The organism is Roseixanthobacter glucoisosaccharinicivorans (genome assembly GCF_043195095.2).
Lineage (GTDB): Bacteria > Pseudomonadota > Alphaproteobacteria > Rhizobiales > Xanthobacteraceae > NCEH01.
Genome location: NZ_CM195538.1, coordinates 3,420,375 through 3,434,153, shown reverse-complemented (window position 1 = coordinate 3,434,153; position 13,779 = coordinate 3,420,375). Strand labels below are relative to the sequence as shown.

General features: G+C 66.6%; 13 protein-coding genes and 1 tRNA gene. 6 read left to right on the top strand and 8 right to left on the bottom strand.

Going from position 1 to position 13,779, the window contains the following annotated elements; all coding sequences use genetic code 11:
* The first annotated feature begins 115 nt into the window (after positions 1 to 115).
* The gene (locus V5F78_RS15920; RefSeq protein ID WP_394066999.1) at positions 116 to 1,111 is read left to right on the top strand and encodes a LysR family transcriptional regulator; all 996 of its coding nucleotides are present in this window, start codon (positions 116 to 118) and stop codon (positions 1,109 to 1,111) included.
* Positions 1,112 to 1,319: 208 nt separating this feature from the next.
* Here V5F78_RS15920 and V5F78_RS15915 read toward each other — a convergent pair.
* The 7 genes from V5F78_RS15915 to V5F78_RS15885 form a co-directional block, all read right to left on the bottom strand.
* Positions 1,320 to 1,396, bottom strand: a tRNA-Arg gene (locus tag V5F78_RS15915).
* Positions 1,397 to 1,773: 377 nt separating this feature from the next.
* Positions 1,774 to 3,261, bottom strand: a complete 1,488-nt coding sequence (locus V5F78_RS15910; protein WP_394066997.1) for a sensor histidine kinase — start codon at positions 3,259 to 3,261, stop codon at positions 1,774 to 1,776.
* 117 nt (positions 3,262 to 3,378) lie between these two features.
* Complete coding sequence (locus V5F78_RS15905) at positions 3,379 to 3,717, bottom strand: HPr family phosphocarrier protein (RefSeq protein WP_394066995.1); 339 nt, start codon at positions 3,715 to 3,717, stop codon at positions 3,379 to 3,381.
* Entirely contained in the window at positions 3,704 to 4,105 is a 402-nt protein-coding gene (locus tag V5F78_RS15900; protein ID WP_394046021.1) for a PTS sugar transporter subunit IIA, read from the bottom strand. The genes V5F78_RS15905 and V5F78_RS15900 overlap by 14 nt, the downstream gene beginning before the upstream one ends.
* 115 nt (positions 4,106 to 4,220) lie before the next feature.
* On the bottom strand, positions 4,221 to 4,664 hold the full coding sequence (locus V5F78_RS15895) for an HPr kinase/phosphorylase (RefSeq protein WP_394066993.1): 444 nt from the start codon (positions 4,662 to 4,664) through the stop codon (positions 4,221 to 4,223).
* 3 nt (positions 4,665 to 4,667) lie between these two features.
* The gene (locus V5F78_RS15890) at positions 4,668 to 6,473 is read right to left on the bottom strand and encodes a sensor histidine kinase (protein ID WP_394067831.1); all 1,806 of its coding nucleotides are present in this window, start codon (positions 6,471 to 6,473) and stop codon (positions 4,668 to 4,670) included.
* Between the two features lie 106 nt (positions 6,474 to 6,579).
* Positions 6,580 to 7,281, bottom strand: a complete 702-nt coding sequence (locus tag V5F78_RS15885; protein WP_394066991.1) for a response regulator transcription factor — start codon at positions 7,279 to 7,281, stop codon at positions 6,580 to 6,582.
* Between the two features lie 226 nt (positions 7,282 to 7,507).
* Between V5F78_RS15885 and V5F78_RS15880 the strand changes: the two genes are divergently transcribed.
* The 3 genes from V5F78_RS15880 (at position 7,508) to V5F78_RS15870 (ending at position 11,449) form a co-directional block, all read left to right on the top strand.
* Positions 7,508 to 8,227 carry a HugZ family pyridoxamine 5'-phosphate oxidase gene (locus V5F78_RS15880; RefSeq protein ID WP_394066989.1) on the top strand — a complete coding sequence of 240 codons (720 nt, stop codon included), beginning with the start codon at positions 7,508 to 7,510 and terminating at the stop codon, positions 8,225 to 8,227.
* A gap of 113 nt (positions 8,228 to 8,340) precedes the next feature.
* Complete coding sequence (locus V5F78_RS15875; RefSeq protein ID WP_394066987.1) at positions 8,341 to 9,978, top strand: phosphoenolpyruvate carboxykinase; 1,638 nt, start codon at positions 8,341 to 8,343, stop codon at positions 9,976 to 9,978.
* A gap of 190 nt (positions 9,979 to 10,168) precedes the next feature.
* On the top strand, positions 10,169 to 11,449 hold the full coding sequence (locus V5F78_RS15870) for an MFS transporter (protein ID WP_394066985.1): 1,281 nt from the start codon (positions 10,169 to 10,171) through the stop codon (positions 11,447 to 11,449).
* Here V5F78_RS15870 and V5F78_RS15865 read toward each other — a convergent pair.
* Positions 11,410 to 11,670: a hypothetical protein gene (locus tag V5F78_RS15865; RefSeq protein WP_394066983.1), complete on the bottom strand. Its 261-nt coding sequence runs from the start codon at positions 11,668 to 11,670 to the stop codon at positions 11,410 to 11,412. The genes V5F78_RS15870 and V5F78_RS15865 overlap by 40 nt on opposite strands.
* A gap of 217 nt (positions 11,671 to 11,887) precedes the next feature.
* On the opposite strand from V5F78_RS15865, the gene V5F78_RS15860 reads away from it, so the two are divergent.
* Positions 11,888 to 12,058, top strand: coding sequence for a hypothetical protein (locus V5F78_RS15860; RefSeq protein ID WP_394066982.1), 171 nt, complete (start codon positions 11,888 to 11,890; stop codon positions 12,056 to 12,058).
* Between the two features lie 73 nt (positions 12,059 to 12,131).
* The gene (leuC, locus tag V5F78_RS15855; RefSeq protein WP_394066980.1) at positions 12,132 to 13,556 is read left to right on the top strand and encodes a 3-isopropylmalate dehydratase large subunit; all 1,425 of its coding nucleotides are present in this window, start codon (positions 12,132 to 12,134) and stop codon (positions 13,554 to 13,556) included.
* The last annotated feature ends 223 nt before the right edge of the window (positions 13,557 to 13,779 follow it).

Genomic DNA, 13,779 nt, shown 5'->3' with positions numbered 1-13,779 from the left:
CGCCGCCCGGGGCCCATCCACGCACTGCTTCCCTATGGGGCGGCGCGCACGACCAAAAATAGCGTTGGGGCCTACCGCATATATCCCCCTGGTATGGTCGGAGGAGGACCTTGAGATGAATGCTTCGTTCCGGCCATCGGTGGCGACCTTCAGAAGCGAACGGTTCGATCTGCGGAAGCTTCATTATTTCGCGCGCATCGTCGAACTGGGCAGCATCTCGCGCGCGTCGGCGGAATTGCATGTCGCCCAGCCCGCCTTGAGCAAGAGCATGCGATGCCTGGAATTCGATCTGCGCACCTCGCTGCTGGAGCGCTCCTCCAAGGGCGTGCGCCCCACGCGCGCCGGCGAAAAGCTCTATGCGCACTGCAAGATCGTGTTTCATCAATTGGAGACCGCGCGCGCCGAGATCCAGGGCTCGCTGGAGGAGCCGACCGGCAGCGTCACCATCGGCATTCCCTACAGCGTCAATCTCATCCTGGCGGCGCCGCTGCTGCGCGAGACCCTGGTGCGGTTTCCGGCGATCGAGCTGCAGATCGTGGAGGCGCACAGTTCCAGCATCGCGGTGCACCTCATGTCCAATTCCATCGACGTGGGCATCATGGTGCGCGAAGGCAATCTCAACCCCGCCATCCATGCCCTTGACCTGGTGGAGGAAGAATTCCTGCTGGTGCGCTCCAGCCAGGGCGCGGAACGGCAGGACGAAGCCATCCGGCTCGAAGACGTGGTCGATCGGCCGCTGATCCTGGCGAAGGGCCAGCTGCGGACCATGGTGGAGGAGCGCTTCGCCCGCTGCGCCCTGAGGCTCGCCGCCGTGCGCGAGATCGAGACCTTCAGCATGATCCCCCAATGCGTGGAGGCCGGCATCGGCGAGGCCATCCTGCCCGCCGGCTGGATCAGCGCCCTCGGCCAGACGCGGACCATATGCACCAGCTTCGAGGAGGCGACGATGAACCGTCGCCTCGCCCTCTGCCACACCGCCTCGCGGCCTCTGAGCTATGCGGCGCTGTGCGTGAAGGATCTGGTGCGGCAGATCGCTGCCGGGCTGATCGAAACCGGCCAATGGCACAGCGCCCGCATGATGGCCGGCCCGGCGGCACAGGCGCGCGCCTGACCGGCACGGCCGCCCGCGCGGGCGAGGTCTCGCCGTCGCTTCTCCCTGGCCGGATGTAGCATGGGGCTCGCGCCTGCGTGCCCTGACGGCCGCGCAATGGGCCGGCACAGGCGCAGGCGTCGCGTGAGCGAAAAGCTGGAACGTGAAGGAGAAACCGGGTGCGCGAGGGGGAACGCTCCCCAATCTACTGCTAACCCTTTGAAAACAATGGCGCGCCCGAAGAGATTCGAACTCCTGACCCCCAGATTCGTAGTCTGGTGCTCTATCCAGCTGAGCTACGGGCGCTTTGTTTTCCCATTGTCGATCCGAAGATCGCCCGGGGCCGAGGCCCCAAGGGCTCGAAGCGGCGACCCGCTTGCGAGGAAGTGTGAGCTACAGCTTTTATTTTGCCCTGGCAAGGGCAAAGTGCGGTGCGCCATTTTCGGCCCTGTGGATATTTCCCCCGCGCACCGGCGTCGGATCGGGGGCGATGGCGGGTCGCATGGCGGGTGGCTGGGGCGGGAGCCGTCGGTCCGGCGGGGGAGGTTTTGCGGGGCTCCGGTGGGCGCTGGGAAAGAAGAGTGAACCTTCGCGGGAATTGCGGTGTCGTCGGCCGAAAAGGCGCCGAATCGTGCCGCTAAACCGTGATTCGTCTTCCGCGCGGCGGGGTTTCACGTGAAACTTCAGCCGGCCCGCAGCCGCTGGCCGCGCGGACGCGCTTCCTGCGCCCGGTCTGGGATGGTGATCAGGAAGGTGGCCCCGCCCGGCCGATCCAGAAGGCGGATCTCGCCGCCATGGGCTCGCACCAGCTCTTCCGCGATGGGCAGGCCGAGCCCTGTCCCCCCAGCCCGCGCGGAGGCCTGGAAGGCCGAGAACAGCCGGTCCCGCCGGGCGGGCGGGATGCCCGGCCCGGTATCGGAAATTTCGATCTCAACCATATGCTCGTGCCGCCGCGCCGCGACGCGGATCTGGTCCCGCCCGGCCGGCCGCGGCTTGCGGCCTTCCAGCGCCTGGAGCGAATTGCGCGAGAGGTTGAGGATCACCCGGAACAGCTGGTCCGGGTCGGCATCGGCGGTCAGCGGGCGATCGAGGGTCACCACCCAGTCCACCTCTCCGTCGGCGCCGGGATGGAGCCCGAGCATGTCGCGCACCTCGTCGAACAGCGCACCAAGGTCCACGTCGCGCCGGTCGGGCAAAGGTTCCTGGGCGCGGCCGTAGGACAGGGTCTGCTCGCAATAGGCGATGGCGCGGTCGAGCGCCGCCACCAGCTTGGGCGCGAAGCGCTGAACCGCCGGATCGGGCAGGGAGAGCAGGCGGTCCGAGATCAGCTGCGCGGAGGCAAGCAGATTGCGCAAATCGTGATTGATCTTGGAGACCGCGAGACCCAGCGCCGCCAGCCGGCTCTTCTGCGTGAGGGTGTGGGAGAGTTCGCGTTGCAATTCTGCAAGCGCCTCCTCGGCGATGCCGATCTCATCGCCCCGGCCGCTGGGCGTGATGATGCGCGAGGCATCCTCGGGGGCCTCGCGATAGGCGCTCATGCGTTCGGTCAGGCGCCGCATGGGACGCACGAACAACAGGTGCAGGCTGATGTAGACCAGGGCGCCGGCAAGGCCGGACACCAGCAGCGAGATGGTCAGCACCGTGGTCGCGAAGCGCCACATGGCGCGTTGGAGCGGTGCTTCGGAGAGCACGATTTCGAGGAATTCCTCCCCGCGCGGCGCCTCGGCCACCACACGCAAGGTGCGCTCGCGGGTGGCCAGCAGCGTGCCGAAGGCGTCCCACACCGCCTGCCAGGGCGTGATGTCGCGCATGTCCAGATGCTGGTCGACGGTCGGCGGCATGTCGGACATGGCGAGCAGGCGGCGGGTATCCTGCGCTTTCACCACCACCAGCTGGGCCCCCACATTGGCGAGCAACTGGCGCGTGAGATCCGGGGGGATGGTTTCCTCTGGCGCGGCATCAAGTACCAGGGCCGCGGTACGCGCCGCCGCCACCCGGTCGGACAACCAGGAGATGCGGAAATTGGCCATGGTCGGCACGAAGATCGCCAGTTCGGCCGCGGTCACGAACACCAGGGTCAACAGCAGAAGCTTGCCGGACAAGCCGAAGCGCACCCGTCTTGTGGGTGTGCGCGATTCGGTATCCTGCGGCGCGGTGCTGTGCGTGAGCATACTCGACTGACGAAAAGGCGCGGCGCGCCTAGGCGAGGCGCCGACGAATGTTATCTCTGTTCACGCAAATGTGCCCTTCGGAAGGCGATGGGAAGGGCAAGCCACGGAATTGCCGCGTTATTCACCCTCGCCGAAGCGGTCGGCCACCAGCTCCTCCAGGGCCTGGAGCACGCCGAACGCCTCGTCCCCATATGCCGTTACCGTCACCGCCGTGCCCGGCGCGGCGGCGAGCATCATGAGGCCCATGATGGAATTGCCGCCCACCGCCTCGCCGTTGCGGCATACGGTGACGGTGGCGTTGAAGCGCTCCACGGTCTGAACGAACTTGGCCGAGGCACGCGCATGCAGGCCGCGCTTGTTGACGATGGGAAGCACCCGCACCAGGGCGCCCGCGGGCGCCGGCGCGCCGCAAGCCTCGCTCACCTGCTCGGTCTCGGAGGCTTCATTTTCCGGCAAGGACGCGGCTCGCGATGTTGATGTATTTGCGCCCGGCTTCCTGGGCCACGTCCACGGCCTCGGAGAGGGGCATCTCGCCACGAACCTTTGCGAGCTTGACCAGCATGGGCAGGTTGATCCCCGCGACCACTTCCACATCCGGCGCATTCATCACCGAAATGGCGAGATTGGAGGGGGTGCCGCCGAACATGTCGGTGAGGATCACGACGCCCTGGCCCGACTGCACCCGATCCACCGCATCGATGATGTCGTGCCGCCGACGTTCCATGTCGTCGTCGGGACCAATGGTGACGGCTGCAATCTGGGCCTGAGGGCCCATGACATGCTCCAGGGCGGAGCAGAATTCCGTGGCCAAGCGGCCATGCGTGACGAGTACGAGACCGATCATGTTGCCTCCGCCTCCACCATCAAAGCGATGGAGGCCTCCCGCGCTGCGGGGTGGTCATATTCAGAGCGGCTCAAAAATTACGCAAGGGGTGCATCGCACAAAAGCACAGGACGAATCAGTAAGAGAATGTCCTAAATGCCGCCGCGATCATCAATGCGACGTCAGTTTCATGCGAAAATGCAATGCGAGGAAGGGTGACGCCGAGAAGCTGGGCACTCAAATCCGAGGCAGCGGGCAAGCGCGGCGGCTCGGGCGCCCCAAGATCGACGATCAGATGCAGCCGCGCTGCATCAATGTGCGGCAGGCGGCGGATGCCGAGCCGGCGCACCTCGATGAGGCCGGCCAATTCCGGCGGTGGCGCCGCAACCAGGCCGTCCGCCTGCTTCGTGAGCATCACCCGGTCGTCGGCCACCAGTTCGGCCTGCGGCAGCGCGCGGGGTGGGTCCAGGATCAGGCGCAGGGCGAGCGTGGATTTTCCGCTGCCCGACGGGCCGCGGATCAGCACGCCCCATTCGCCCACCCGCACGCAGCTCGCATGAATGCTGGCCGGTGCGGTCATGGGCTAGCCGTTGGGCAGGCGCACGACGAAGCGGGCGCCGGTGATCGTCTCCTCCGCGCCGTCCTTGCCGGGCGCCGAGCGGTTCTCGGCCCAGATCTTGCCGCCGTGCGCCTCGACGATCTGGCGCGAGATGGAGAGGCCGAGGCCGGAATTCTGGCCGAATCCGTGGTCCGGCCGGTCGGTATAGAAACGCTCGAAGATGCGGGCGAGAGCGTCCGGCCGAATGCCGGGGCCGCGGTCGTCGACGACGATTTCCGCGCCATCCTTGAGCCGGCGGCAGGTCACCGTGACGGTACCGCCCGGCGGGGAGAAGGAGCGGGCGTTGGAGACGAGATTGTCCACCACCTGCCCGAGGCGGGAGGCGTGGCCGACGAGGGTGAAGTCGGCGGCGGCGCCGGGCGCGCGCTCGAACTTGAGCGCCACCTTCACCCCATCGTCCTTGCGCACGTCCTGCGCCATGCCCACCACCATCTCCAGCAATTGCTTCAAGTCGACCGTGACGGCTTCCTGCCGCTGAAGCTCGGCATCGAGCCGGCTGGCGTCTGAAATGTCGGAGATGAGGCGATCGAGGCGCTTCACGTCGTGCTGGATCACCTCCAGCAGGCGATTGCGGGAATTGTCGTTGCGCGCCAGCGGCAGCGTCTCCACCGCTGAGCGCAGCGAGGTGAGGGGATTTTTCAGTTCGTGCGCGACGTCGGCGGCGAAGCTCTCGATCGCCTCGATGCGATTGTAAAGCGCGCTGGTCATGTCGCGCAGGGCGCCGGAGAGATGGCCGATCTCGTCCGAGCGCGAGGTGAAGTCGGGGATTTCCACCCGCGACTTGATGCGCCGGCGCACCCGCTCCGCCGCGTCGGCAAGCTTGCGCACGGGATCGGCGATGGTGCCGGCGAGCAGCACCGAGAGCAGCACCATGACGGCGGCGGCCACCAGGAACACCCGCACGATGACGAAGCGCTCTGCCTCCACCGCCTCGTCGATCTCGCCGCCCTGGGTGGAGAGCAGCAATTCCCCGAGAATGGCCCGGAAACGCTGGATCGGCACGGCGACGGAGACCACCACGCGGCCGCGCTCGTCCACCCGCACTTCGCTGGATTTCTGGCCGAGCGCGGCGGAGGCGACTTCGGGATAATCCTTGCCGCTCTGCGGTCCCAGTTCCTTGTAGAGCGGCAGGTCGCCGCGCCCGATCCAGCTTTGCAGGCCGCGCCAGGTGCGCTCCAGCAGGCCGGGCCGCGGCTGGGTGGGCGGCGGCAGGTCGAAGCGCAGGATTTCGCCCTTGGAATAGAGCGAGCGGGTGTCGAGCAACATCACCCCTTCGCGGTCGTAAATGCGCGCGCGGGTGCGCGTCGGCCCGACGAGACGGCGCAGCACGGGGGCCACGCGCTCGGGATTGATGGGGAATTCCAGCGGCGCGAACCCCTCCTCGGACGGGCCGTAGCTTTCGCCGGCCTGAAGCTCGAGCAGCCGCTCGGGGTCGATCGTGATGGCATTGGTCTCGACCTGCGCGGAAGCGGCGATGGCGCCGGCGATGATCTCGCCCTGCACCAGCAGGCTCTGCACGCGGGCGTCAATCAGGCCGGCACGGAATTCGGAGAGATAGAGAATGCCGGAGACGAGCGCGCACAGGCCCGCCAAGTTCAGCAGGACGATGCGGCGCGTGAGACTGGAGAAGCTCTTGAACGCAACGAAGCGCGGCAGCCGGCCGAGATTGGCGAGCAGGCTGCGCGGCTTCGGCGGTGCGCCGTCGGCGGAGAGGTCGCCGACGCCGGTATCATCGCTGCGCTTGCGCCCCCGCGCCTCATAGACGCGCATCTCCTCTTCCGCCTCATCGGCAGCCGGAGAGGGGGGCGCGGCCTTGGCGGAGGCCGTCCGCTTCTGGAATATGCTCATGGCGCGGGGCGCCGGGCGGCGCCCGACCTCAGCTTTCCTTGAACCGATAGCCGACTCCGTACAGGGTTTCGATCATCTCGAAATTGTCGTCGGCGGATTTGAACTTCTTGCGCAGGCGCTTGATGTGGCTGTCGATGGTGCGATCGTCCACATAGACCTGGTCGTCATAGGCCGCATCCATCAGGGCGTTGCGGCTCTTGACCACGCCGGGGCGCTGGGCGAGCGCCTGGAGGATCAGGAACTCGGTGACGGTAAGGGTCACCGGCTCGCCCTTCCAGGTGCAGGTGTGGCGCTCGGGATCCATGCGCAGAAGGCCGCGTTCCAGCACCTTGGCGCTGTCGGTTTCGCGCGGCGCGGTGCCGTCCTTGGCGCCGACGCGGCGCAACACCGCCTTCACGCGCTCCACCAGCAGGCGCTGGGAGAACGGCTTTTTGATGAAATCGTCCGCGCCCATCTTGAGGCCGAACAATTCGTCGATCTCCTCATCCTTGGAGGTGAGGAAGATCACCGGCATGTCGGTCTTCTGCCGCAGGCGGCGCAGCAGCTCCATGCCGTCCATGCGCGGCATCTTGATATCGAGGATGGCGAGGTCGGGCGGCGAGGTCTTGAAGCCGTCGAGCGCGGATGCCCCGTCGGTATAGGTCTCGATCCGATACCCCTCCGCTTCCAGAGCGATGGAGACCGAGGTGAGAATGTTACGATCGTCGTCGACGAGGGCGATGGTGGGCATGACACCTCTTTCAAGGTCTTGTGGGCCGTTGTGCGACCGTCTTGGGGGTGAACCCGTTTCCCGTGGCCGAAATGTGACACCATGTCAGAATCTCCACCCAAAATAGCGGGAAAACTAGGAATTTCCAAATGGATCGCGTCCGCGCACCCGGCACGGGGTCGGAGCTTCCCGGGCTTGACCGCGACCGGCGGGCGCGGAACATGCCTCACACGGAGGAAACAGCCCGATGAGCAGCGAAATGGACACCGACGCGCGCGCGGTCCGCATGCTGATGCACGAGGCCGGCTTTGCCACGCTCGCCACGCTCGAGGACAGTGGAGCCCCTCATGCTTCGCTGGTCGCCATGGCACTGGATGAAGAGGGGCAGCCGGTGCTGCTGCTGTCGCGCCTCGCGCGCCATACCCGAAATTTTCTGCGGGACCCGCGGGTGTCGCTGCTGGTGACGGCCCCCGCCGGCGCCGACCCCCTGGATGCCGGGCGCGCCAGCCTGCTCGGCCGCATTTCCCTGTGCGACGACGCCGATGCGCGCGCCCGCTTCCTGGCGCGTCATGCGAGCGCGGGAGGCTATGCGGATTTCGGCGATTTCGCGTTTTATCGGGTGGGCGTCGGAGAAGCTCATCTGGTGCAGGGCTTTGGCCGCATCCTGACGGTGCCGGGACCCGCAATTGTCACCGATTGGACCGGGGCCGAGGCGGTGCGGGCGGCGCAAACCGGGATCATCGCCCATATGAATGCCGACCATGCCGATGCCATCGCCTTATATGCGCAGAAGCTTGTCGGGGCGCAGGGCGAGGGGTGGAGCATGGCCGCGCTCGACCCCATGGGATGCGACCTCCGGCGCGGCGCCGCCGTGCTCCGGCTGGAATTTCCAGAGCGCGTCACAAGTGTTGCTGCGGTGCGGCAAGTTCTTGTTGCGCTTGTCGAGCGTGCTCGTAACGCAGCATAAATCCGATTTAATCGTTTCGATCGCAAAAGAAGTGAGTTCACACACGCGGAACACCGATTTAGTCTGCGCGCTCCCGCGGTAATAAAGTCCGCGGTGGAAAGGCCCCCAGCATCATGCTGCGGAAGAGGAGACGTTCGGTGCTCGAAACTGGATTTCGCAATAGCGCATGCGGCGCCGACAGCTTCGGCCTGCGCCATCTCACGGCGGTGCACTGGAACCTGAACGCGCCCGCGCTTTACGAGCACGCGCTGGAACGCCTGGAAGGGCGGCTTGCCGCCGGCGGCGCGCTGATGGCCGAGACCGGGGTTCATACCGGCCGCAGCCCCAAGGACAAGTTTGTGGTGCGCGACGCGGCCACCGAAGGCGAGGTTTGGTGGGACAATAACGGCGCCATCACCCCCGCGCAGTTCGAGACCCTGTACCAGGACTTTCTTGCGGCGGCCGAAGGCAAGACCCTGTTCGCGCAGGACCTTTACGGTGGCGCGGACCCAGCCTACCGCATCCGCACCCGCGTCTATACCGAGTTTGCCTGGCACTCGTTGTTCATCCGCACCATGCTGCGGCGGCCCGAACACGCGGAGCTGGCCGACTTCGTGCCCGAGATGACGATCATCGATTTGCCGAGCTTCAAGGCCGATCCTGCGCGCCACGGCGTGCGCAGCGATACGGTGATCGCGGTGGACTTCGCCCGCAAGATCGTGCTGATCGGCAATTCCTCCTATGCCGGCGAGATGAAGAAGTCGGTCTTCACCTTCCTCAACTATCTGCTGCCCGCCAAGGGCGTGATGCCGATGCATTGCTCGGCTAACGTCGGGCCAGACGGCGATGTGGCGGTGTTCTTCGGCCTCTCGGGGACCGGCAAGACCACGTTGTCCGCCGATCCCGCCCGCACCTTGCTGGGCGATGACGAGCACGGTTGGGGCGCGGACGGCGTGTTCAATTTCGAGGGCGGCTGCTACGCCAAGACCATCCGCCTCTCCAAGGAGGCCGAGCCGGAGATCTTCGCTGCCTCCGACCGCTTCGGCACGGTGCTGGAGAATGTGATCCTCGATCCCATCACCCGCGTGCCGGATTATGACGACGGGCGGCTGACGGAAAACACCCGCTCCGCCTATCCTCTGGACTTCATCCCCAACGCCAGCCCCACCGGGCGGGCGGGCCAGCCCAAGAACATCATCATGCTGACCGCCGACGCATTCGGCGTGATGCCGCCGATCGCCAAGCTGACGCCGGCTCAGGCCATGTATCACTTCCTCTCCGGCTATACCGCGAAGGTCGCCGGCACCGAAAAGGGCGTGAAGGATCCGGAGGCGACTTTCTCCACCTGTTTCGGCGCGCCCTTCATGCCGCGCCACCCGTCGGTCTATGGCAATCTGCTGCGGGATCTCATCGCCGGGCACGGTGTGGATTGCTGGCTGGTGAATACCGGCTGGACTGGCGGCAAGTTCGGGGTCGGCCGCCGCATGCCCATCAAGGTCACGCGCACCTTGCTGTCGGCGGCGCTCGACGGCTCGCTGAAGGATGTCTCCTTCCGCACCGATCCTTATTTCGGTTTTGCCGTGCCGACCTCGGTGCCGGGCATTGAGCCGCACGTCCTCTATCCCTCCAAGACCTGGGCGGACAAGGCCGAGTTCGACGCCACGGCGCGCAAGCTGGTGGCGATGTTCCAGGACAATTTCGCCAAGTTCGAAAGCCACGTGGACGCCGCCGTGCGCGCCGCCCAGCCGGAAGTGCGCCTCGCCGCCGAGTGAAGCGGACTATCCGAGTGACGATCAACGGCTCGCCGCAAGGCGGGCCGTTTTTATATGCGCCGCGCCAAGACGGCGGGAACAAGCTTGGCCCTCGCAATATTGTAGCCATGCCGGGACGGCGCTTCCGCCGATCGGGCCGGTTCGCGACCAGAACGGACGCGAACGCTGCGGCGGCTATGGGATCATACGAATGATTGCGGTTCCCGGTGCTTCAGGTGGTCCCGGCGCGCGTCGGTCGACGCGCGCCCTTTCGGCGGTCAATTTCTTCCTCGCCGATGTGCGCGACGGCCTCGGGCCGTTCCTCGGCATTTTCCTGGTGGGGCAGGGATGGGCGCCCGATACCATCGGCTATGTGATGACCGTGGGCGGGCTAGCCGGGATGCTGGCGACGACGCCACTTGGTGCCCTGGCGGATGCCACGCGCCATAAGCGGGCGCTGATCGCGGCCTGTGCGCTCGCGGTCATGGTGGCCTCCCTCGCCTTGCTGGCGGTTCCGAGCTTCTGGCTGACCGCGAGCTCGCAGGTTGCAACCGGCATCGCCGCGGCGGCGATCGGCCCGGCGATCGCGAGCCTGACGCTCGGCCTCGTGGGGCAGGCCGGCTATGCCCGTCAGCTCGGCCACAACGAAGCCTTCAATCATGGGGGCAATCTCGCCGCGGCGGCGCTGGCCGGAGGCTTCGGCTATGTGTTCGGCGTCACGGCGGTGTTCGTGATCATGGCCGTGATGGCGGTGGGGTCGCTGGCCGCGCTCGCTTTCATTCGGCCCGAGGATGTCGATTATCAATCGGCCCGGGGGCTCGAGTCCGGGACGGGCGCGCCGGGGCCGGCGCCGATCCGCGTGCTGCTCACCTGCCTCCCCCTCCAGGTGGTCGCGGCAACCCTGCTGCTGTTTCACTTCGGCAATGCCGCCATGCTGCCGCTGCTCGGGCAGGCGATTGCGGCGAAAGGCGGCGCGGACCCGAGCGCTTATACCGCCGCCACGGTGGTGATCGCGCAATTGACCATGATCCCCATGGCGCTGCTGGCGGCGCGCCTCGCAGGAACGCGCGGCTATTGGCTGGTGCTTCTGCTGGCCTTGCTCGCCTTGCCGGTGCGGGGATTGATCGCCGGCCTCTGGCAAAGCCCCTATGCGCTGGTGCCCGTGCAGATTCTCGACGGGGTGGGGGCAGGGCTGCTCGGCGTTGCGACACCGGGCCTCGCGGCGCAGATCTTGCGCGGCACGGGCCATGCGAATATCGGCCTCGGCGTGGTGCTCACCTGCCAGGGGCTCGGCGCGGCGCTGAGCCCGGCGCTCGCCGGCTTTCTCGCCGCGCGGTTCGGCTATGGCGTCGCTTTCCTGGCGCTGGCCGGAGTGGCGATCGCCGCGCTCGGCCTATGGGTCATCGCGTCCGGATCTATCCGTGCCGCCATCGGCGCGATGCCGGGGCACACTCAGCGAAGCGCGCAGGCGGAGGTGGCGTCGGAGGCATAGGCCCCCTGGTCGAGGAAGCGAAGCGCCGTCGCCCGCGATGTGCCGCAGGGATCGTCGCCGGCAAGCCCGGCGGGCGGCGTAAGCGCGGCTGCGGAGGCTGCCGGCGGGATTTGAGCCTGTATATCGGCCTGTTCGGGGGCTGCCGCCCGGCTGAGATCGCCGAATATGGTCGCACTCGCCGCAACCATGAGGGCGCTCAGGACATAGCCTTCCAACCGCATGATCCTCTCCGTCCGGTCCTTCGCCCGCATCGCCAGCGCCCAGGCAATACCGATTGCTGCAGCGCAGCAATAGGCCTGTGCTCATGGCTGGATCTCCGGCTCTGAGGGCGATGCAGATCTGCACGGTACCCAGGAATGGGCGCCCATCTCGCAGCGCAGCGTTCAGCGCATGGCTCAGTCCATTGTCGCGCCACGCTGGAACTGCTAAAAAAGCGCCATGAACCGTTCCGATCTGTCCTGCATGCGCCTGTCCAAGGCGGCGTTCTGCGCCGCTGGACCCTTCGCGCGCACGACCATCGAATTTGCGGCGGTGCCCGATCATGTGCGCATGCCGGGCCGCTTCTTTGGCCGGTTCACCACCGCCGCCCTGGCCGCGCTCGGTCGCTGACCTTTTCAATTTTCGTCATCGAACCGGCTTGCCGCGCCTGCGCGGACGAGCGCCCGATCCTCAGGACATGCCCATGACCGAGCCCACCAGCGCCCCGCGCACCCTCTACGACAAGATTTTCGACGACCACGTCGTGCACCGGCAGGAGGACGGCACCTGCCTGCTCTATATCGATCGCCATCTGGTGCATGAAGTCACCAGCCCGCAGGCGTTCGAGGGCTTGCGCATGGCCGGCCGCAAGGTGCGCGCCCCGGCCAAGACGCTCGCCGTGGTGGATCACAATGTCCCCACGACCGACCGCAGCCAGGGCATCGACGATCCCGAGAGCAAGATCCAGGTCGAGACGCTGGCGGAGAACGCGGCCGAGTTCGGGGTGGAATATTTCGACGAACGCGACGTGCGCCAGGGCATCGTCCACGTGGTGGGTCCCGAGCAGGGCTTCACCTTGCCCGGCACCACCATCGTGTGCGGCGACAGCCATACCTCGACCCACGGCGCCTTCGGCGCGCTGGCCCACGGCATCGGCACCTCCGAGGTGGAGCACGTGCTGGCCACCCAGACGCTGATCCAGAAGAAGGCCAAGAACATGCGGGTGACGGTCGACGGGCCGCTGCCCGAAGGCGTCGGCGCGAAGGACGTGGTGCTCGCCATCATCGGCACCATCGGCACCGCCGGCGGCACCGGCTATGTGATTGAATATGCCGGCGACGCCATTCGCTCGCTCTCCATGGAAGGGCGCATGACGGTCTGCAATATGTCCATCGAGGGAGGCGCGCGCGCCGGCCTCGTGGCGCCGGACCAAAAGGCGTTCGACTACATCATGGGCAAGCCGCGCGCGCCCAAGGGCGCGGAATGGGACGCGGCGATGCGCTTCTGGCAGACCCTCTACAGCGATCCCGATGCGCGTTTCGACAGCGAGATCCGGATCGACGGCGCTAACCTGCCGCCCATCGTCTCCTGGGGCACGAGCCCGGAAGACGTGATCTCGGTGGAAGGCCTGGTGCCCGATCCGGAGCTGATCGCCGACGAGGTGAAGCGCGACGCCAAGAAGCGCGCGCTCGCATACATGGGCCTTTCGGCCGGCACGAAGATCACCGACATTAACGTAGATCGCGTGTTCATCGGCTCCTGCACCAACGGGCGCATCGAGGATTTGCGGCAGGCCGCGAAGATCGTCGAGGGGCATCACGTCAACGCAAATGTGAATGCCATGGTGGTGCCCGGGTCCGGGCTGGTCAAAATGCAGGCCGAAGCCGAGGGGCTGGACAAGATCTTCCGCGCCGCTGGTTTCGACTGGCGCGAGCCGGGCTGCTCCATGTGCCTCGCCATGAATGCCGACCGGCTGTCTCCGGAGGAGCGCTGCGCCTCCACGTCCAATCGCAATTTCGAGGGGCGCCAGGGCCATAAGGGACGCACGCACCTCGTTTCCCCCGCTATGGCGGCGGCGGCGGCGATTGCCGGCCATTTCGTGGACGTGCGCCACTGGCCGAACGGCTGATTCGCGAAAAAGGGCCGGCCCTCATGAGGCCGGCCCTTAACCGTACGCAGAACAAAAATCCGACAGGCCTGGTAAAATAAGACCTGTCAGAGAATAATCGCCGAGGCCGCGATGGTCGCCGCATGGGCTTCCTGCGGGGCCAGATACGCGGCAACGCCTAAAATTGTCACCAGACCCACGGTGACCGCCAATTTGCGCAGCATGGTCACTCTCCTGAATGCTT